The organism is Bradyrhizobium sp. ORS 285 (genome assembly GCF_900176205.1).
Classification (GTDB): Bacteria; Pseudomonadota; Alphaproteobacteria; order Rhizobiales; family Xanthobacteraceae; genus Bradyrhizobium.
Genome location: NZ_LT859959.1, coordinates 6,575,521 through 6,594,842, shown reverse-complemented (window position 1 = coordinate 6,594,842; position 19,322 = coordinate 6,575,521). Strand labels below are relative to the sequence as shown.

Sequence of the window (19,322 nt, the reverse complement as noted above, 5' to 3'; positions counted from 1 at the left end):
GACGATCACAGACGAGGTCCCCATGTCCGACCCGCACGACGAGATGCGTGAGCCGCGCGACATCCAATCGACGGCCGACGATGCCCTGACCGAACTCCAGCTGCATGGCTACAGGCCGTTCGACGACGAACCCGATCCCCGGCCGCTGCCCGAGGGTAGGATTATCGCGGGCGCCGTCGCCGACATCTTCGACGCCCTGGTGGCGACGCTTTCGGACACTCGCCTCGAGCCCGAGCTGAAGGATCTCTTGTGGTCGACCGTCAACCTGTTCCACCGCGCGACAATGCGCATCGAGCGCGAGCTCGACGATAACGAGCAGGCGCAGCGCGCGAGCCAACGTGAGCAGAACGGCTCGGAAGTCCGCTCCGTCGAACTCGAGCGCCTGACGTCGGAAGGGCTGTCACTGGTCGAGCGCCGCAACGCGATGGAGCTGTTCCGCGACCTAGCCACAGAGGCCTTCGAGCTTCACACGCGATCACCTTGGCGCCCGCGGTCGGGATCGCAGGTCAACCATCGCACGCTGACAGCGGCCATAATCGACTCCCGTGATTTCCTCGTAGCCAAGCGTCGCGCCGAGACCGAAGTCATGCTGCCAAAGGGACCGAAGATCGCACTCACCGGCGGACCTGACTACAACGATGTCGCACTCGTCTGGGACCGGCTCGACAAAGTCCACGCCAAGCATCCGGACATGGTCCTCCTGCACGGCGGCTCGCCGAAAGGCGCCGAATTGATCGCCTCCAAATGGGCCGCGAACCGCAGGGTGCCTCAGATTGCCTTCAAGCCTGATTGGACCAGGCACAACAAGGCCGCACCCTTCAAGCGCAACGACGCCATGTTGGAGACGCTGCCGATCGGCGTCATGGTCTTCCCCGGCTCAGGCATCCAAGGCAACCTCGCCGACAAGGCTCGTCGTCTCGGTATTCCCGTTTGGATCTTCGGGCATGGCGGCGCGTGAGCGCCGCCGAGCCGCCTTTTATGCAACGCAGACGGAGCGCTGCCGAAGTCGGCGCGACTCTCCGCAACTTTGTCCAAATCGAGGTCTATGCTGTTTGGATTGTGCCGCGGTGGTGGTGGAAGGCGCATCCGTCAAAGTCATGTGCGGAGGCCACCACCGTGCTTGCCCTTGCTCTTATTCTTGGACTGATCAGCCTTGGCCTGATGTGCCGGGCGCTGTTTGCGCTTGCCGTCAACGCGTTGCCATTCTCCGTCGCGGTCAGCATCGGCTTCACGTTCGTGAATGCTGGAAGTGGGGTCGGGGTGGCATGTCTCGCCGGGTTCATCGCGGGCGTGCTCACCCTGGTCTGTGGCCGGGTTCTGTTCGCCGTCTCGGGATCAGTTCTGGTGCGTAGCGTCATCGCGGCCGCTTTCCTCATTCCCGCTGCGATCGCCGGGCGTCAGGCTGCGCTGGGGCTGGCACTGCTCGTCGGACCACTCCCGCTCTGGCGCGAGATCATCGGGTGGTCAGGAGCGCTGCTGGTGTGTTGTGTCGCCTTGCGCCAGTTGCTTGGTCATGAACTCCGCCCGTCTTGCTTTGAGCGGGCCCACGACCAGCCTCTTCGTTCCTTGCGGCCCCGAACCTTGTGCGGGCGCCAAGCCGCCCAGTCGTCGAGTGGGCGTCGACGTGGGCAGGCGTGCATGATGAGCGCGTCTTGAGCTGAAGGAGCGCGTCACCGAGCAGCTTGGGGGCACTTTTGCGGGGATCTCGACCCAGCTCGATCGGTTGGACGGCTGAAGCAAGGCGCCTTCGCAAGGCATTGAGCGCGATCCAGATGCGCTTTTCTTCCCGGCGAATTCTGATCGTACGCCTGGTGCTGCCGTCCTCTTGTGCTGCCTCAGTTCGCGATGTCTCTCCTGTGAGCTGATCAGGGCCGGCAACGCACCTTGCCTCGTTGGCTTGATCTGGCCGAAGGCCGGCTCCGCCTCGATCGCCTGAGCGCAACGCCGCCGGTCAACTTTCTTCCCCTGGGCTGAAGCCCATTCCTCGCGGGACAAGAAAGTTGGCTGGCGCCGTCCTCCGCTGTCGCTTCAGCCCTTCGGGTGCGCCGTCGCTCGCCATTCGCCCGAGATGCGCCATCGAGGCCGCGGTGGTCGCGGCCCGAACCAGCCAAGGAGAGAGAACATGGCTTCCATCGGTTCCTTCAAGAAGGTCGGCGACGATTTCCAGGGCGAGATCATCACCCTGAGCCTCAAGGCCAAGGGCGTGCGCATCGTCCCCGAAGCCAACCGCTCCAGCGAGAACGCGCCCAGTCACCGCGTCTACGCCGGCCGGGTCGAGATCGGCGCCGCCTGGGCCCGCCGCTCCGAGGAGGGCCGCGACTATCTCTCGCTCAAGCTCGACGACCCCTCCTTCAACGCCCCGATCTACGCCAACCTGTTCGACGACGAGGGCGGCGAGGGCTACACGCTCCTCTGGTCGCGGCCGCGCAAGACGGCTGAGTGAAACGATAGCGCCCCGCTCGAATTGCCGAGCGGGGCGCTATCGACCGTGCTTTAGCGGCGGCCCCAGCTGCAGCGGCACAGCGACGACACGCTCCTTGTCCGCCCGCGACCAATTCCGCCGTCGCCGCACGGCGTGATACCGCCACTTTCGCTTTGGCCATAGGATTAGCTCCAGGACTAGTCCTATGGCCCAAACAAGCGTCAGCTCCGGCGCAAAGCGGCCGTCACCGGGGGCTTACCCTGGGCTGAGCGACCCGCCGAAGCGTCTCCGGACTGACGAGAAAGACGGCGTGAATTAGGCAGCCTCTCTCAGAAGCTTACCTCAGACGGTTTACTATGCTAGGCCAGCTTTCGGACTGATGCCGAACTCGCGTTTGAAGGCGTGGGCGAAAGCGCTCTGCGACTCGTAGCCAACTTTGCTTGCGATAGTAGCAACAGTCGCGCCACCTCTGGCCAAAGCTGCACGGGCGATGGTGAGACGCCAGGCTCGCAAATAGGCGAGCGGTGCTTGCCCTAAGCGGCGCATGAACGTTGCGGAAAAGGCCGCGCGCGACATACCCGCGACATTGGCAAGCTCCTCCACGGTCCAACGCCGTGAGACATCTTGATGGATCGCACGAAGAACCCGACCGAGCCGGGGATCTGAAAGCGCGCCAAGCCATCCAACCCCAACTTGGTCGGACCGGCTCGCAAAAGCGCGGATCGCTTCTACCAACAGCAAGTCGGCCAGCCGTGCACTGACGACTTCTCCGCCAATTCTGTCTCTCTGGAGCTCGTCGTTCATCAGGCTGAGGATCGTTGCTATTGCTCTCGACGCAGGTGTGGTGCGGGAAACGAGCAGAAAGTCTGGCAACAAGTCGAGCAAAAAGCCTGCATTGTCAGCGGCAAACTTGACTGTTCCTCCGATCCCAATTGTGTCATCGCCGCCGAAGCGCGTCACATCGCAGCCAGAAGCTCCATAAAAGACCTTTCCATCGATCGGTGTCTGTGTCGGATCGCTGGCCACGACATAGGGTGTGCGTCCGAGCAGACAGACGTCGCCCGCTTGCAGGTATTGTGGCTCGCGCGACGGCAGCAGCATCCAGCTTGTGCCGCGTAGCACCGCAACGAACTTGAGCCGATCCATCGCGGGAAACGCGAGAGCCCAGTTCCCTGCCGCCTCCAGGCGGGTGCGCCGCGTCACCCTCGCTCCAAGGGCATCGAGAACATTCGATAGCGGGTCGGGCATCAATTTGGACGATTGCGACAACTTCATAGCCTACGAAGCATAGGGCATCTTGTTCCGCTTAGCTATCTTTCTGGGAAGGACTCGCAAAGGAGACGGGCAATGAGCATCGAGGGTAAAGTCGTTGCGATCACGGGGGCGAGCAGCGGCATTGGATGCGCCACCGCTAAACTGCTGGCCGAACATGGCGGTTTCGTCGTGTTGGGCGCCCGAAACGAGAAGGCGCTCGCAGCGATCACGGACGAGATCACCGCTGCAGGAGGCAAGGCCGCGTTCCAGAGGACGGACGTACGCCATCGTCAAGATCTTGAAGCGCTTGTCGCATTGGCGATCAAATGCGGCGGCAGACTTGATGCCATCATCAACAACGCTGGAATCGGGCCGATCTCACGGTTCGACGCACTGCGTGTCGAGGATTGGGACGCCATGATCGACGTCAATCTTCGTGGCACACTTTATGGGATCGCGGCCGCGCTGCCCATATTTGCGCAGCAGGGAAGCGGTCACATGATCAACGTCGTCTCGACGGCGGGACTCAAGATACTACCGACAATGGGCGTCTACGCCGCGACCAAGAATGCAGTCCGTACGGCAACGGAAGCGCTGAGGCAGGAGGCAGGACCGAACCTTCGAGTCACAGAGGTATCACCGGGAATGGTCGCCACCAACTTCGGAGATTCGATTACAGACCGGACAGTCAAGGAGGTCATCGGGGAGCGCCTAGGAGATATTGCAATCCCTCCTGATGCCGTCGCACGAGGCATTCTCTTTGCACTCGAGCAGCCGCCCGAAATCGATGTTGGCAGCATAGTCATACGGCCGACAGCGCAAGACTGACTTAAAACGCTTGCGTTTCATGTCGCTCCAGCCCTTCGGGTGCGCCGTCGCTCACCATTCGAGGGCAGGAGCTGACTTGTCGCAACACGCGATCAGCATATGACGGTTGAAAAGCTGAAGGGGCTGCCAGTATTGTGCGGCATCAGGTCAGCGGAAAACATTAGTGTCGTTCGCCTAGGTGGCGGGCATGGAGACTGGCGATGAGCAGGGCGGTCAAGCTGACATTGGCGTCTGGCGCTATTGGCCTGATTGTGCTCGTTGGCGAAGTGGCCGAAGCCACGGGTCCGTCGGTTCTGATGGCGCACTGCCGAATCATGCGGCGTCCGCTTTGCGACTGCGTCTGCCAGACGTCGACACCAAGTATGAAGGACAGCGCGTAGACGGTACCCCTGCGGTGAACGGAACAGCCTACCCGCCGGGGCGCGTCGTTACTTTCCAATGCAGCTTTGATCGAGGCGGAAGAAGCATCCGTCGTTTCGTAATAAACCGCTGAGGCCGAGATTTGCCGCAACACCATTGGACGGACGAGAGTGGAGCGTCGAGGCAGCCGAAGCCAGGCTCACGAGGTGGCGCCAAGCGTTCGGTGCTTGTCTCGATCGAACTCAGAGTTGTTCCGGGCTGTTTTAAGCAATTGGTCTGAATTGCGCCTTATCGACTACGTCCCGATCTAGGACACTCAATTGTCTTCGTCCTCCGTATTGCTGGATCTATGTCTGTTCCTTCGTAAGCCATAGAACTGCCAACCATGTGGACGAGGGGAGCCCACAAATTTCTATACGTTACATATAAGTCGACCGATCTACGTAGATCGACAGTCACGCAAATGCCCGCGCGCTCAAGTCGCTCTCGTGCGTTGTCAAGTCGGGCGCGCCACAGATGCAAATCCGTATCATCAGCCTCCCTCGATGCCCTTTCATGCAGAAATACATCGTTGAGGGTGGACATGAGGAGTAGCGCCGAGGACCACAGTTGGGTGACAGCCCCCGATTGTTTCAGCCATTCGGCATCTTGCGACAAGACGCTTCGGATCAGCGAAACAGCGTCGAGCGCGATGAGCGACGATCTGGAGACGGCGTAAATCGGTTCAGGGAAGCGGAAGTAGAATAGAATGGGATAGAAGTGGTGAGCTTCCTTGGCGTCGGTGAAATCCGCGGCAAGCTCGGACAGATTGGTGTAACCCGCGCTCAGCTGGTTGTTTGCAAACAGATGGGCGAGAAGATCCGCGGCGTCGCCGGTCTCGCCGGAGAGTGCGTGGATTTTCAAACAGAGCGAATTTCTGCTCCGGAGTGCGCCGTAGACCTGCATCAAGTAAGTGATCGTCAGCGAAATGACTGAAGTTCCGATCACGGAATTGATGAGAAACAGCAGCTTGGCTCCAGCGCTTTGCGGACCGTAGTTGCTGCCACCGACAATCGAGAGGCTGCTTCCGGCGACATACAGCGCAGTCATGAAGTCGGTCGGGGTCTCCTGGTTGCTGTTGACGATGCTCGTCCCGAGCTGGGGGTGCACGATCAATGCAGCACCAAGTGCGAGAGAAATCGACCAGGCCAGCAGCAACGCAACCACGATGAGCGGGCCGCAGAATGAAAGCAGATGACCATCGCCGCAGACAGCGGCAATCCTGCGTAATGAGAGCCAGACGGCCCTTGCCAAGCGGCTGCTGACGATGCCGGTGCCCGCCCGTGCGTAGAGAACCGTGAGGAAGACGTCGGCAAGGACCAACGCCATCAGCAACGCCCCGAAGACTGGCTCCACCCAACGCGCCATCGGCCCACCTCACCTTGCGTCGCCCTCTCGGGCGAGCGGCTTACTGCCGGCTGGAGCCGCCGTGTGACCCGACTGCGCTACCCTGGACCGGAGAGAACTTGAACAAGGTGAAGTTCTTGTCAGTCCAGGCCATGTGAAACCAGGGTGAATCCTGGATATGGGAAGCTGTGACATAGATCTGGCCGTCAGGACCTTGTGAGAATGTATCCGGCCAGCGCAGGCGAGGATCCGTCAACACCTGCCGAATGCTGCCGTCCTGGGGATTGACGATCTTGACCGCATTGTTGGCGATCGAGCTCAGATAGATCTCGCCATTCTCGCCCATCCAGAGTCCATCGGCCGGCTCGGTCGTTCCAACCGTCTCCGGACGGGCACGGCTCGCGGCCTCGGGGTTCTGGATGTTGGATGTGGAGAGCCGATATAGCGTCTTTCCGGTCAGGGCTTGCCAATAAAGAGTGGCGCCATCCTTTGATAGCGCCAGGCTATCTGCACTGAACTGCGGTTGCCGACCGTCTGGCCGCCGCAGCGGCTGGCCGTCAGTCATCACGACGGTGTTCGGATCGAATTGCGTGGAAGGATCGTCGTTCAATACGCGCCAGGCCTTCCCTGACTCGGTGTTGAGAACGACCAGACCGCCAGGCGAGCCGGAATCCGTCAGATAGGCAAACCGTCCGTCGGGAGCGATGCGGATATCGTTCAGATAGCTGGCTGGGCCGGCGATGTCAGGCGCAATCGGAAAGATCCGCTTTACGCTGTTCGATTTCAGGTCAATCTCGACGATCTTGGGCCCACCCTTTACGGTCTTCTCGGCGTTCGGCGCCGCGGGATCAACGACCCAAAGCGAACCATCTCGGTCCGCAACAACGCTTTGAACGCAGACGAAGTGATCGTTGGCTAAGACTTCGGCCATCCGCGCATTGCGCCAGCTGTTCCATTCCTCGTTAGGGTACGGTTTGGTCGAGCCGTTCGGCATCAGTTCGGCCACGGAGATGGGCGCATCTTCGGTCCAGCGCGGGAAGTTCACGAAGATCCGACCGTCCGGCGATACCGTGACACCGGTGACCTGATGGTCGAACGTGGCGACCGCTTGAAGTCGACTGTCACGGGTTTCGACCAGAGGGGAGACAAGGCGTTGCGCTTTGGCCTTGATATCGTCTGTCGCCGACTGTGCAAAGGCGACGGATGACAGCAGCGCTGCCGATAGGAAGCCGACGAGGGTTGACCGCATGAGGGGCGCTTTCAGCTGAAAATCCGCCGGACAATCAGCTCGTTCAAGCATCGTTCCTACGTCCGCGTATCGATCGCGATGGATGGGCCGGCTTCGCTGTGTGCTTACGAGCCACGCCTGCATCTCCTTAGAGCCGATAGCGGCGCTCCGGGGAGGGAGACGACTGCCGGTACGATCACGTATCCCGACGAGAATGGCGGCCGCGTCGACCATCACGGCTGGGGTCGTCTACCGAGCCGCGAGGCTATGATAGTGCCGCAAGTAGTCCCGAGCCATTCGCTCCGCGGTGAAGCGTTCCTCGAAGCGCGCCCGGACGCGCCGACGATCGAGTTGTGCAAGCCGCTCGACGGCTTCGACTGCTTGCGTCTCGCTCTCGACGATGAAACCGGTCACGCCGTGGTCGATGACCTCGGGCACCGAACCTGAATGATAGGCGATGACCGGCGTACCGCAGGCCATTGCCTCGATCATCACCAATCCGAACGGTTCGGGCCATCGGATTGGGAAGAGCAAGGCAGCGGCCCCGGCCAGAAATGGCTGCTTCGCGTCATCGCCGACTTCGCCCACGAGCTGGATCTGCTTGCCGTCGATCTGAGGCTCAATCTTCTCTCTGAAGTACCCGCCTTCGGCACGGGGGATCTTGGCAGCGATTCGAAGCGGCATTCTCGCGGCTCGAGCGATGCGAATGGCATCCTCGGGACCCTTGTCAGCGGTCAAGCGCCCTAGAAAGGCGAGGTATGATCCGGGAGCAAACGAGGCGCTGAACTGCTCGATCGGCAGACCATGATACACCGTCCCGCACCATTTGGCGCCCGCAAGTGGACGACGCTGATGATCCGAGATCGACACAAAACACGCATCCTGGAACCTGTCGACGACGGCGGGCAGTCCCGGTAGGTCGAGCCGACCATGCATCGTGGTCACGAACGGGACTCCTGTGCGGCCGAGCATTGGCAGATGGAGCCAGTCGATGTGGGCGTGGATCACGTCGAATTGGCTTGCGCAATCGCTTATGAGTTCGAGCTGGGCAGCCAATGCTGCATTCGGGTCCGAGCGTGGCCGCCCGAGGCGAAGAGCTTGAGGGCAGACGGGAAAAAGCGTCGCTCGCGTGCTGGAATCGCCGCTCGCAAACAGAGTGACCTCGTGCCCAAGTTCGACTAGTGCATCGACGAGCCAGGCGACCACTCTTTCTGTGCCGCCGTAAAGCTTTGGAGGAACGCTTTCGGCGAGAGGAGCAATTTGGGCTATTTTCATTCAGCACCTCCGAACGGCACCTGCACCGGTCTCCCGCTTCGGACCAGCGGGACAACCACAACTGCGAAAGGCCGCCTCTCAGTCTCTCGTCAATCCAGTCGAAACCAGCGATATCCGTAGCCGTCGATGTCGATCGCAGAATCCGCATGGCGTTTTGATGGGTACACGCGGTTGCCGAACAGGTCGGTCAATTTCTGCCCCGCCACGAGCCCCTCGACATGCGCACGGCACTCGGTCTCGGACAAGTTGTGCAGGATAAGCACCGATCGGCCCTCCCATGCGAATTTCTGAGCCAGGATTGAGAGAGGATGCGCTGGCAGCAGACTCAAATCGCCCCATCCGATCTCCAAGCAAGACTTGCGCAATTCCACGAGGCGTCGCAGCCAGTTGAAAAGCGATTCAGGGTCGCGCTGCTGGGCGACGGCATTGACTTTGCACGGTCCGTACTCGGCATCTTTGACGATGTCGTAAAGCAGCCGGGCCGCCGGCCGCGGCGAGAAGCCGCCGCCTTCCACGTCGGCCCATTGCATGCACGTTCGGACCGGCCATCGCTCCGGAAGCGCGAGATTGTCACCCATCCCGAGCTCGTCTCCGTAGTAGATGACCGGGGTGCCGGGGAGGCTGAACAGCAGGCTGTAGGCCAGCTCCATCCGCTGACGATCGTTGCCTAGGATGCATGCAAGCCGGCGACGAATTCCGCGTCCGTAGAGCTGCATCTTGAGAGCGGGAGCGAACGCAGCATAGATCTCGCCGCGCTCGTCCACGGTCAAGCGTCCCAGATCAAGCTCATCATGATTACGCAGGAATTGCGCCCATTGAGCGAATGCGGGCAGCCGGGGCAATGCGGCCAGGCATGCCCGCAACGGTTCGGCCTTGCCGCGCGCAAGCGCCAGGAACAGATGCTGATTCAACAGGAACGCGAAGAGAAGGTGTATACGCGACCCGTCGCCGAAGTAGTGGCCGAGTTCGGCGGGAGCAACATTGGCTTCCGCCAGCAAGACGGCATCACCTCTGCGCCATGACAAAAAATCGCGAAGCTCTCCAAAGAATTCGTATCGGCGCGTCGGCGGGCGGTCCGGACGTATCTCCTCGACAACGAAGGGGGCGGCATCGATCCGGAAGCCCGACACCCCGAGTTCGAGCCAAAAGCCGACGATCTTGAAGATCTCTTCGCGAACGGCGGAGCAGGCAATGTTCAGATCCGGCTGATGCTGGTAGAAGCGATGGTAGTACCAGGATCGAGCGCAAAGATCATAAGTCCACACGCTCAACTGAACGCCTGGAAACACGACGCCTTCGGCGCTGTTCTCGGGCTCCGTGTCTGACCAGACATAGTAATCGCGAAATGGCGACTCCGGGTCGGCGCGGGCCTGCTGAAACCATGCGTGCTGCTCTGACGTATGGTTGATCGGGAGATCGATGATGAGGCGAATGCCGCGCAGTCGCGCTTGATGACTGAATTCGACAAAGTCTCCGAGTGTACCGAGCGCAGGCGCCACGTTGTAGTAGTCCGTCACGTCGTAGCCGTGATCCAGCCCCGGACTTGGATAGAACGGAAGCAACCACAGGCAGTTCACGCCAAGCTGGGCGATATGGTCGAGCTGCGCTGCCAATCCCTTGAAGTCGCCGACGCCGTCGCCGTCACTATCCTTGTATGTCGCCACGTTGAGGCTATAGACGGCTGCGTTCTTGTACCAGAGGTCGAGCATCGGCCACCTTTTCCTTCCTGCACCACACCTGGCAGGAATAGTCGGCTGAGGCGGCTTTCCCGGGACCACGCTGAGGATTTAAGTACCGTCCGGCGCGATGTTGACACCGGCCGGCTGCCGCCGCTGTCAAGCGGCGTCGACGCGGTACTCTGGGCGTTGGCCTTGACGTTCGCTGATGCGAATGAGGCATCGTAGCCCAACCATGTGCCGGAGCGCCGCCGCAGCGTAGCCTCCGCGGCAAAACGCAGATGAGGCGGTTTCCAGCGGAAAGGTCGGCCTACAATCCGCAATCTCTTGCAACGTTCCTGGAGCTGCAGCACAGCCTTGTATGTCACGAGACGTTGCTAGCGGGTTTGGCAGCAGGATCAAAAACAACAGGGGTCATCGGCCTAAGTGCTCTGCGACCCGTCACAAGTCGCCCGGCCGAACGCTTTCCAGAATAAAAAGTGTTGAAGGTCTTATCGAGCGTCGCATGAGACCTGGTGCACCGAATCTCTGTGGTCAACGACGCAAACTCCCCGCTGTGACAAACGATGACTTTGTATTTCATTAGCAACCGACAATGGGAGCCTGAGTTGCGCCCTTCACTGGGGCATCAGTCGGAGTGTTCGCATGAAAGCTCTCGTTTGGCACGGTAAGGAAGACATCCGGTGTGACACCGTCACGGATCCGGAAATCGAGAATCCCAGAGACGCCATCATCAAAGTGACGAGCTGCGCCATCTGTGGTTCGGATCTTCATCTCTTCCACAACTTCATTCCGGCCATGATGCCGGGTGACGTCATGGGTCACGAGATGATGGGCGAGGTCGTCGAGGTCGGCTCCGGCGTCAACGGCAAATTGAAAAAGGGCGATCGGATCGTCGTTCCCTTCACGATCATCTGCGGCGAATGCGATCAGTGCAAGCGCGGCAACTTCTCCGTTTGCGAGCGGACGAACCGCAACAAGCACATTGCGGATAAGGTCTTCGGCCATACGACCGCAGGGCTGTTCGGCTACACTCATCTGACCGGTGGTTACCCGGGCGGCCAGGCCGAATATCTCCGCGTGCCGTTTGCTGATGCAACCCACATTAAGGTACCCGACGGATTGACGGACGAGCAGGTGCTGTTCCTCGGCGACATCCTCCCGACAGGGTGGCAGGCGGCGGCGCAATGCGACATCGAGCCGACCGATACGGTCGCGATCTGGGGGTGCGGGCCCGTCGGGCAGATGACGATCCGCAGCGCTGCCCTGCTTGGAGCCAACCAGATCATCGCAATCGACCGCATTCCGGAACGGCTCAGCATGGCGGAAGCAGGGGGAGCGACCACCGTCAATTTCGAGACGGAAAGCGTCGTCGACCGGCTCAACGAACTGACCGATGGCAGGGGCCCCGAGAAGTGCATCGATTGCATCGGAACCGAGTCGCATGTGTCGCTCGGCCAGCCGGATACGATCCTCGATCGAGCGAAGCAGATGATGCTGGCAGAGAGCGATCGTCCCCACGTGTTGCGTGAGATGATCTATGTCTGCCGGCCGGGCGGCATTCTATCGATCCCCGGCGTCTATGGCGGCCTGGTCGACAAGATTCCGATGGGCCAGCTGATGAACAAGGGATTGAGCGTCCGAACCGGACAGACGCACGTGAACCGCTGGACCGACGAGCTGCTTCGTCACATCCAGGACGGCCACATCGACCCCTCCTTTGTGGTCACGCACACCGTGAGCCTCAAACAGGGGCCCGAAATGTACAAGGTGTTCCGCGACAAGCAGGACAGCTGCGTGAAAGTGGTGCTCAAGACCTGACAGGAGGACGGATACGATGCTCTTAGGAAAAATCTCGAACTTCGTACGCTCAGAGGGCGACCCGAAAGTCATCAGCACGGGGCCGAGTTCGTTCGGCGCCTCCGACCGCATGGCGCGCAACCTCGGTTGGTTCAGCCTGGGACTCGGCGCACTAGAAATGCTGGCTCCGCAACGCGTCACGCGTGCGCTCGGCATGGAAGGCCAGGAAGGGCTGGTCCGTGCCTATGGCGCCCGCGAGATCGCCTCAGGTGTGCTCTCGCTCTCGACCGAGAAGAAGACCGGGCTGTGGAGCCGCGTCGCCGGCGACGGGCTCGACCTCGCAACATTGATGGGAGGCCTGCACCCCGATAATCCCAAGAAGGGAAACGTGGCACTGGCCTTGCTCATGGTTGGAGGCATCGCGCTGCTCGATCTCGCAACGGCAAAGGAGGTCAGCGCGCGGCACACGCCACTCGCCGGTTCTCGCCGCAAATACAATGATCGCAGCGGTTATCCGAAGGGAATCGCCGCGTCGCGCGGGATCGGCGCTCGCAAGACCATTAACAAGGCATCCCACAAGCACCTTGCCGCGACCTGATACCGCCCGACGGAGCGGGCCAACAGCTCGCTCCGTCCTTGGTCGTAAGTGTTACCCAGTATATAAGGCGCCGCGTCAGCAGCTAGCAGTCCTCGAACTTCTCCGGCGTGAACGTCCTGGTTCACAACGGGCTGGGCGAGGTCCAGCATGTCCTTCGTTAGCATAGCCTCAAATCGCCTCGCCTTTTCAATGCGCTCACATGGTCTTGGAGAGCGCGAGCAAGCGGAAATCATCGAGCGCCGCGTGGCGATGCGGGGCGACGTCGCGCCGGTAGGTCTCGGTTTCGACGATCGAGCGGAAGGTGGCGAAATCGCCGTATTCGTTGATCGCCGCTTCGTCCCAGCGTTCGCCTTGCGCGGAAATCTCGAGGTCAATGACAGGCTCCCCGGTCTCGAAGATCCGGCTAGCGATGCGCTCGACTTCGTCCGCAAGCGTCGGGACGATCTCGCGAACGGTCTTGCCGATGTGACCCATAGCCGGAATCCCATTCATTTCGGCAAGCCGACCGTTGACGCGACGATAGCGCAGGTCGCGGTCGAGCACGCAGAGGCCGACGCGCGCGGACGCATAGATCGTCTCGATTTCTCTGAGCTCCGCAGATAGCAATTCGTGATCAGGATGATGGCGCGCTGTATCGCTCGGAACATCGCCGGCACTCAATGGAACTCTCCTGAAGAATTACACGAGTGGGAATACTAGCAATTCTTGAAAATACCGCTATTCTAAAGATGTTGCAGACGAAAGGGGTTACGACCGTAGGCCACTGTGTACGGCCAGGGCTCGATATCTTCATGTCGTCTGAGAAACGTGATTATCGCTTAGAGCAACGAAGTGGCGTCCCCTCAACTCATAAGACCCTTGTGTGTTGTTTATCCTTCCGGAGTTCTCTTACCAGGCCTTCGTGTTTAGCCGGCTATTTGTCCGCATGTCTTGAGTGCTTCTAAAAATCCTGCGATCCGGATGACCTTCCCGTCCTTTGAAAGAGGGACGTACAACGCCGTTCTCCCGTCAGCATCGATGGCCTCGATGACCTGAGGCATTGTGTCGGGATACTCCCCGCCTTGCTCGAGCGTCCTGATCTTGTAGCCGTTGAAACGCATATCCCGGCCGTCAAGGTAAGGGTCTTGCGGACGCTGGGCGGGCGGCATCGGTGCGACTCCGGTAATGGCCTCACCGTCTGCTTCTGGATATTGCGGATGTGCGTTTCCGTAGATCGCATAGCGTAGCTCCGGGACGCTCATCGACCCCTTGGGCTTCATCGATCGCCGATAGCTCGCCATCAAAGATCCTCCCGGAGCCCCTTGAAGAAGGGATGACGGACCTTTCCCTCGGCCGACTTGGTGCGGTACTCGATTTCCGCCAGCAGCTCCGGCTCGACCCACACCCCGTGGTGGGCGATCCGCTTGGAATAGGGCTGTGTCTTGCGGATCAGCGGCGTGAGGCGGGTGCGGAGCTCATCGGCCGAGTTGCGATCGAAGCCGTGATCGACCTTGCCGGCATAGACCAGGTCACCATTCTTGTAACGGCCGACATAGATGCCGTCCCATTCGTCCCCGTCGAGCGAGAAGCCCGCAATGGGTAGGGTCTCCCGTTGTGCGCAGGTCTTCTTGACCCAATCATTGTTGCGGCCCGAAACGTAGCGACTGTCCGCCACCTTGGACACGACACCCTCCAGACCAACCTTGCACGCGTGGCTGAACATCTCGCGGCCGTGGATAGCGAAGCTTTCGCTGAACTGGAGCCTGCTGCCGGCGATGAGCTTCTTGAGTCTGGTCTTGCGCTCCGTCAGCGGCAAACGGCGCAGATCGTGGCCATCGAGATAGAGCAGGTCGAAGGCGACCAGGACGATCTTCTGGGAGCGGCCTTTGAGTTCATTCTGCAGAACGGAGAAATCCGTGGCGCCGTTTGCTTGGGGGACGACGACCTCGCCATCGATGATGGCCGAATGCGTTTTGATCTCGGCGGCCTCGTGGGCGATCTTGCGGAAGCGTGGCGTCCAGTCATAGCCGCGGCGCGTAAAGACCTTGACGTCGTTGCTCTCCAAATGAACCTGGACGCGATACCCGTCAAATTTGATCTCGTGGATCCATCGCGCTCCGCTCGGCACGCGGTCGACGGCACTGGCGAGCGCGGGCTCGATAAATCCAGGATAGGATGATTTCATGCCGACCACTGTTCGGCGGCGACGCTGCAACGCCACTGAAGAACTCCACGCTAACAAGCGATTCGAGTCTTTCAGGCAGGTTTAGTTCCGGCCTTAGGCGGCGGGATTTTTGGATGCGGTGATCTCCTGCTCGGATCGCAACTGGATGTACCCAACGTCTTGGAACAGCCGTGTGCAACGTCTGATCAGGCCGCAGACGGATCTTCTTTGGCCGTTCCGCGCGCGACGATCCGGAGAGCATTATCGACCAATAGTCGCTGCAAGATCTGGCCTCATCCCACGGCGCTCGCAGGCAGATGTCCCGCTCTTCATTCGTAGTGAGAATAACCGGCATCGCCTTAATGTAAATTGGGGCCACGACTGTGTTGGGTTCTGTCGTCAGGAAGCCTAGACGAGATGAGGGCCGGAACGGGATTTCGTTCCGCGTTGGCCTTTGAACTCGGTCCAGATGCCGGCGAAGCTGGTCAATGGCCGATCATCCGACAACGCAAACCAGACCACATCCATCGTCTTCGTCTCTGGGTTCGGCTCCGGCGCATATTCGGCCAAGCTGTTGAACGGCACCAGGCATCGGTGTTCTGGCTTCAACCAGCCGCGGTAATGCGGGGGACGAGGTGTTGCGGATGTTGTCACCGGTGGTCAGTTCGCGGAGGTGGCGGCATTCCCAGCGCATCATCACTATATCGCGGTCCTCTCCGTTGCCGCGGGTGACGGGTGCGGGGTAGCCCGGAAAGACACCGGGCATTGAGGGGGTTACCTCGTGGCGGAGGACGATCCGAAACAGTGCCGCGATGGCGGCCTGATTTGTCGTGATCGAATAGAGATTGCACATCAGTCTCTGTGCCCAGGATCAAAGTCTTTTGCCGCCCGCATTTGGCTGGAACGGATATGCGCGACTGTTGTCGTCAGGGCAATCATCGCGCCGCAAAAACAGCGTGAGCGTCCCGATGGGTCTGTGTCGGCAGTCGGCATCCGGCATCCCACATCGCATATTTCCAGACCGTGAAGGCGTGATCCTCGCGCCATTCATTAAAGTCCTCTGGTGAGCGGTTGGAGGGAATACGTGCCATGCCGCCTCGAGCGTCTCATGCGCCTTCTCATAGCTACGGGCGCTGCCGACCTGCTGCTCGCCCGACTGCCGGGATAGAAGCCACAGAATAGATGCGCCAAGTTTCGTTAGGTGATTGTGGATCGCGCCGGCGCGTGAGGGTGGTCATGGCCCATTGATTCCAATCCAGCGGCTGACAGGAAAGCCGCTACGTCTGGATGAGCCAAGTCTCTGTCCTCAATCCTTGGCCTCGGCTAGGAACCCGAACGGGGCTGCTTAGTCATGAGATCGGTTCGAGGGCTAGACCAGCAAACGCACTCGATTCGCCGGAACCAGCTTGGCGACGCGGTCGCTCACGGGCGTCTAGATTGTGTAGGCGGTTTTTGGATACCGTCGTGGTCTCGGCAAGCGAGATTACGACGCAGAGCTTCAAGCGCTCTTTGGCATCATCGCTGTGCGCTCTATGCTTGAGATGAAACACTAGACTGCTTACGCGCGCAGAGGCACAAGCCAAGGCGCGAGCGCGGGCTTGGAGCAAAGCGCCTCCGATTAGGCGCAAACGCTTCACGATAACGGCCAAGACGCGTCGAATTGTCTCTCGGGAGCGGCGGCTAAAGACGTTGGAAGACGGTGTCGTGCTCGGATCTCGACAAGCTCTGCGCGGCTTTTCAGGTCGGCAGGTTGTGTTTCGCTCAACAGGTAGTCACAGAATGCCCGTTCCGCCGTTCAATCCCACCGTCGCCGACGTCGCGCCGACTGATTCCGTTCTTACACCCTACGACGAGGCGCATGTCGTGACCTATCTGCGCCTGCTGGATGCAGCATCCGAGGGCGCGAACTGGGAGGAGGTTGCCCGGGTCGTTTTGCACATCGATCCGTCCAAGGAGCCCGAGCGGGCTCGGCGTGCCTTCGACAGCCATCTCGCGCGGGCGCAGTGGATGTCAGAGAAGGGCTATCATCAGCTGCTACGGGGATCCGATCAGACGTAGCTGGTGCGCAATCCAATGGTCTCTGCAATCATTGAAGCGGTGGCTCTGACCTCTTCTTATTGCAAGCTGCGGCCGAGCGGGCGCTGCTGTCGGATGTGTCCACCATTGGATGTTGTGGTCCTGATCTGACGACCGTATCAGGCAGCCGCTATTGGGGACAACACTCATCCATTCGCCAGCCTGCAACACGCGTCCGAGCACGCTGTGGTTCACAACTCTGGTCGTGTCCCCGGGCGTGGTGTAGCTCGGTAGAGCAAAGCCGTCCGCCCGCGCGCTCCCCCATAGCGCTGTAGTGGGTGGACGGCTTTGCGGTGGTCACCGGCGATTGCCCGGTAGGGTCGGGTTGCTGACACCAACCTGATTCGAGGAACCACCGATGACCGACGAGATGATGAACCTTCGCGCGCTCGTGGAGAAGGCCCCGGACGCGGATCTTCTGCGCGAGATGATCGGCTTTGCAGCCCAGCGGTTGATGGAGATGGAAGTCGCCGGGCTGACCGGAGCGGCCTATGGCGAGAAGAGCTCCGAGCGTCTGGCGCAGCGCAACGGCTACCGTGACCGGATCTGGGAAACGCGTGCCGGCGCGGTCGAGTTGCGCATTCCCAAGCTGCGCAAGGGAAGCTACTTCCCGGGCTTCCTGGAGCCGCGCCGGATGGCCGAGAAGGCGCTGACCGCCGTGATCCAGGAAGCCTACGTGCAGGGCGTCTCGACCCGTTCGGTCGACGACCTCGTGCAGGCGATGGGGATGAGCGGCATCTCCAAGAGCCAGGTGAGCCGGCTCTGTGGCGAGATCGACGACAAGGTAAAGGCCTTTCTCGCCCGTCCGATCGAAGGCGACTGGCCGTATCTGTGGATCGACGCCACCTACGTGAAGGTGCGCCAGAATGGGCGCATCGTCTCGGTCGCGGTGATCGTCGCGATCGGCGTCAACAGCGACGGAAGGCGCGAGGTGCTGGGCATGGACGTCGGCCCGTCCGAGGCCGAGACGTTCTGGACCGCGTTCCTGCGCAAGCTCACACGCCGTGGACTGCGTGGCGTGAAGCTCGTGATCTCGGATGCTCACGAGGGCATCAAGGCCACCGTCGCCAAGGTGCTCAATGCCACCTGGCAGCGTTGTCGCGTTCACTTCATGCGCAACGCTCTCGCTCATGCCGGTAAGAGCGGGCGCCGCGTGGTCTCCGCCTTCATCGCCACGGCCTTTGCCCAGGACGACGCCGAGGCAGCCAAGGCGCAATGGCGCAAGGTCGCCGACCAGATCCGTCCCAACGTGCCCAAGCTCGCCGCCCTCATGGATGAGGCCGAGCCTGACGTGCTCGCCTATATGAGCTTCCCGGCACAGCACCGCGCCAAGCTGCACTCGACCAATCCAATCGAGAGGGTCAATGGCGAGATCAAGCGCCGCACCGAGGTCGTCGGCATCTTCCCAAACGAGGAAGCAATCGTCCGTCTCGTCGGTGCGATCCTGCTCGAGCAGAACGACGAGTGGGCCGTCCAGCGCGCCCGCTACATGACGCTGGAAACCATCGCGCCTTTGAGCGATGATCCCATTGCCGGCCTGCCCGCCGTGGCAGGCTGACGAGCTCGGCCCGCACCGGAATCGCCCGGTGATCCACCATGCCAGCTACACCACTCTATGGGACACGATCCACAGCTCATCCTGCCAGTGCCGGCGCAGTCTCGAAGAATGGTGACCTCATGGCGAGCACAATCGCCATGCCGAACTGCTGATTACGCGGCCCGCGCCTAGCGTACAGCTGGACGGCTTCATGCGCTCGGCCGCAACACCTTTGCTGCAAGACCAGCTGCGGATCGGGGCTGTCACTGAGATTGGGTCCGCCGCGCAAGCATGAGATGCCTTGCTGACGCCGGGGATGCCGAAAACGCGCGCCCCAATCTCCGGCATCCCCCTTCGCTGCCCTGCGCCTCCACCATGACCGTCGACGCGCCGAACGATCCGTGAGGGCGCAAAACTGTCCCGGAGGATGCCCGATGCCCGATCAGACAGCCGGTTCGCCGCCGCGCTTTCTTCGTACACCCGAGGCTGCGCGTTATCTCGGTCTGTCCGGCCGTACTCTGGAAAAGCACCGCACATACGGCACAGGTCCCCTCTACCGCAAGATCGGCGGCCGCGTTGTCTATGCACTCGACGATCTGAAAGCCTGGGCCGATCGCGGCACCAAAACGTCAACGGCTGATCCCGGGCAGGGCACCGTTCTGCCGGCCAAGCGGCATCCGGGTCTCATTCCCTATGCAGGACAGGAGCGTCGCGCATCACGGGCAGGGCGGGCCTGAAC

At 60.9% G+C, this 19,322-nt stretch carries 17 protein-coding genes and 1 pseudogene; 9 read left to right on the top strand and 9 right to left on the bottom strand.

Annotated features, from left to right (window positions below):
• Window positions 1-22: 22 nt before the first annotated feature.
• The 3 genes from BRAD285_RS29480 to BRAD285_RS29470 all read left to right on the top strand — a co-directional run bounded on the left by BRAD285_RS29480 (window position 23) and on the right by BRAD285_RS29470 (window position 2,443).
• Window positions 23-958, top strand: a complete 936-nt coding sequence (locus BRAD285_RS29480) for a DUF2493 domain-containing protein (RefSeq protein WP_035646081.1) — start codon at window positions 23-25, stop codon at window positions 956-958.
• Window positions 955-1,656, top strand: coding sequence for a hypothetical protein (locus BRAD285_RS36425; protein ID WP_244422175.1), 702 nt, complete (start codon window positions 955-957; stop codon window positions 1,654-1,656). The genes BRAD285_RS29480 and BRAD285_RS36425 overlap by 4 nt, the downstream gene beginning before the upstream one ends.
• A 466-nt stretch (window positions 1,657-2,122) precedes the next feature.
• Window positions 2,123-2,443: a DUF736 domain-containing protein gene (locus BRAD285_RS29470; protein ID WP_006611602.1), complete on the top strand. Its 321-nt coding sequence runs from the start codon at window positions 2,123-2,125 to the stop codon at window positions 2,441-2,443.
• 333 nt (window positions 2,444-2,776) lie between these two features.
• Here the strand turns inward: BRAD285_RS29470 and BRAD285_RS29465 are convergent, their stop codons facing one another.
• Window positions 2,777-3,625 carry an AraC family transcriptional regulator gene (locus BRAD285_RS29465; RefSeq protein WP_244422177.1) on the bottom strand — a complete coding sequence of 283 codons (849 nt, stop codon included), beginning with the start codon at window positions 3,623-3,625 and terminating at the stop codon, window positions 2,777-2,779.
• A gap of 144 nt (window positions 3,626-3,769) precedes the next feature.
• Here BRAD285_RS29465 and BRAD285_RS29460 point away from each other — a divergent pair, with 144 nt between their 5' ends.
• A complete protein-coding gene (locus tag BRAD285_RS29460; RefSeq protein ID WP_006611604.1) occupies window positions 3,770-4,504 on the top strand; it encodes an SDR family oxidoreductase in 735 nt (244 codons plus the stop codon).
• A 648-nt stretch (window positions 4,505-5,152) separates the two neighbouring features.
• On the opposite strand, the gene BRAD285_RS29455 is transcribed toward BRAD285_RS29460, so the two are convergent.
• From BRAD285_RS29455 to BRAD285_RS29440, 4 genes are all read right to left on the bottom strand, one after another.
• Window positions 5,153-6,271 (bottom strand): hypothetical protein, encoded by a 1,119-nt coding sequence (locus BRAD285_RS29455; protein WP_006611605.1) that lies wholly within the window; start codon window positions 6,269-6,271, stop codon window positions 5,153-5,155.
• Between the two features lie 40 nt (window positions 6,272-6,311).
• A complete protein-coding gene (locus tag BRAD285_RS29450; RefSeq protein WP_244422178.1) occupies window positions 6,312-7,550 on the bottom strand; it encodes an SMP-30/gluconolactonase/LRE family protein in 1,239 nt (412 codons plus the stop codon).
• Window positions 7,551-7,727: 177 nt separating this feature from the next.
• Window positions 7,728-8,753 carry a glycosyltransferase family 4 protein gene (locus BRAD285_RS29445; RefSeq protein ID WP_006611607.1) on the bottom strand — a complete coding sequence of 342 codons (1,026 nt, stop codon included), beginning with the start codon at window positions 8,751-8,753 and terminating at the stop codon, window positions 7,728-7,730.
• A gap of 89 nt (window positions 8,754-8,842) precedes the next feature.
• The gene (locus BRAD285_RS29440) at window positions 8,843-10,462 is read right to left on the bottom strand and encodes an alpha-amylase family protein (protein ID WP_006611608.1); all 1,620 of its coding nucleotides are present in this window, start codon (window positions 10,460-10,462) and stop codon (window positions 8,843-8,845) included.
• Window positions 10,463-11,074: 612 nt separating this feature from the next.
• Here BRAD285_RS29440 and BRAD285_RS29435 point away from each other — a divergent pair.
• Window positions 11,075-12,250, top strand: a complete 1,176-nt coding sequence (locus tag BRAD285_RS29435; RefSeq protein ID WP_006611609.1) for a zinc-dependent alcohol dehydrogenase — start codon at window positions 11,075-11,077, stop codon at window positions 12,248-12,250.
• 109 nt (window positions 12,251-12,359) lie between these two features.
• Window positions 12,360-12,827, top strand: coding sequence for a hypothetical protein (locus BRAD285_RS29430; protein WP_349509735.1), 468 nt, complete (start codon window positions 12,360-12,362; stop codon window positions 12,825-12,827).
• A 195-nt stretch (window positions 12,828-13,022) separates the two neighbouring features.
• Here the strand turns inward: BRAD285_RS29430 and BRAD285_RS29425 are convergent, their stop codons facing one another.
• The 4 genes and pseudogenes from BRAD285_RS29425 to BRAD285_RS29410 form a co-directional block, all read right to left on the bottom strand.
• Window positions 13,023-13,487, bottom strand: coding sequence for a PAS domain-containing protein (locus BRAD285_RS29425; RefSeq protein WP_006611611.1), 465 nt, complete (start codon window positions 13,485-13,487; stop codon window positions 13,023-13,025).
• Window positions 13,488-13,732: 245 nt separating this feature from the next.
• Complete coding sequence (locus tag BRAD285_RS29420; protein WP_006611612.1) at window positions 13,733-14,107, bottom strand: hypothetical protein; 375 nt, start codon at window positions 14,105-14,107, stop codon at window positions 13,733-13,735.
• Complete coding sequence (gene ligD, locus BRAD285_RS29415) at window positions 14,107-15,027, bottom strand: non-homologous end-joining DNA ligase (RefSeq protein WP_006611613.1); 921 nt, start codon at window positions 15,025-15,027, stop codon at window positions 14,107-14,109. Before ligD ends, BRAD285_RS29420 begins: the two co-directional genes overlap by 1 nt.
• Before the next feature lie 149 nt (window positions 15,028-15,176).
• Window positions 15,177-15,823: pseudogene (locus BRAD285_RS29410) on the bottom strand (SOS response-associated peptidase family protein).
• A 926-nt stretch (window positions 15,824-16,749) separates the two neighbouring features.
• Here BRAD285_RS29410 and BRAD285_RS29400 point away from each other — a divergent pair.
• From BRAD285_RS29400 to BRAD285_RS29390, 3 genes are all read left to right on the top strand, one after another.
• Entirely contained in the window at window positions 16,750-17,028 is a 279-nt protein-coding gene (locus BRAD285_RS29400) for a DNA -binding domain-containing protein (protein ID WP_006611615.1), read from the top strand.
• Window positions 17,029-17,404: 376 nt separating this feature from the next.
• Window positions 17,405-18,604 (top strand): IS256 family transposase, encoded by a 1,200-nt coding sequence (locus BRAD285_RS29395; protein WP_087877580.1) that lies wholly within the window; start codon window positions 17,405-17,407, stop codon window positions 18,602-18,604.
• Window positions 18,605-19,017: 413 nt separating this feature from the next.
• Window positions 19,018-19,320 (top strand): AlpA family transcriptional regulator, encoded by a 303-nt coding sequence (locus tag BRAD285_RS29390; RefSeq protein ID WP_006610010.1) that lies wholly within the window; start codon window positions 19,018-19,020, stop codon window positions 19,318-19,320.
• The last annotated feature ends 2 nt before the right edge of the window (window positions 19,321-19,322 follow it).

Bases quoted from the DNA above. Each gene is read 5' to 3' on its own strand.
- BRAD285_RS29480 (WP_035646081.1), top strand. From the start codon at position 23: ATGTCCGACCCGCACGACGAGATGCGTGAGCCGCGCGACATCCAATCG.
- BRAD285_RS29470 (WP_006611602.1), top strand. From the start codon at position 2,123: ATGGCTTCCATCGGTTCCTTCAAGAAGGTCGGCGACGATTTCCAGGGC.
- BRAD285_RS29460 (WP_006611604.1), top strand. From the start codon at position 3,770: ATGAGCATCGAGGGTAAAGTCGTTGCGATCACGGGGGCGAGCAGCGGC.
- BRAD285_RS29455 (WP_006611605.1), bottom strand. From the start codon at position 6,271: ATGGCGCGTTGGGTGGAGCCAGTCTTCGGGGCGTTGCTGATGGCGTTG.
- BRAD285_RS29450 (WP_244422178.1), bottom strand. From the start codon at position 7,550: ATGCTTGAACGAGCTGATTGTCCGGCGGATTTTCAGCTGAAAGCGCCC.
- BRAD285_RS29445 (WP_006611607.1), bottom strand. From the start codon at position 8,753: ATGAAAATAGCCCAAATTGCTCCTCTCGCCGAAAGCGTTCCTCCAAAG.
- BRAD285_RS29440 (WP_006611608.1), bottom strand. From the start codon at position 10,462: ATGCTCGACCTCTGGTACAAGAACGCAGCCGTCTATAGCCTCAACGTG.
- BRAD285_RS29435 (WP_006611609.1), top strand. From the start codon at position 11,075: ATGAAAGCTCTCGTTTGGCACGGTAAGGAAGACATCCGGTGTGACACC.
- BRAD285_RS29430 (WP_349509735.1), top strand. From the start codon at position 12,360: ATGGCGCGCAACCTCGGTTGGTTCAGCCTGGGACTCGGCGCACTAGAA.
- BRAD285_RS29420 (WP_006611612.1), bottom strand. From the start codon at position 14,107: ATGGCGAGCTATCGGCGATCGATGAAGCCCAAGGGGTCGATGAGCGTC.
- BRAD285_RS29400 (WP_006611615.1), top strand. From the start codon at position 16,750: ATGCCCGTTCCGCCGTTCAATCCCACCGTCGCCGACGTCGCGCCGACT.
- BRAD285_RS29395 (WP_087877580.1), top strand. From the start codon at position 17,405: ATGACCGACGAGATGATGAACCTTCGCGCGCTCGTGGAGAAGGCCCCG.
- BRAD285_RS29390 (WP_006610010.1), top strand. From the start codon at position 19,018: ATGCCCGATCAGACAGCCGGTTCGCCGCCGCGCTTTCTTCGTACACCC.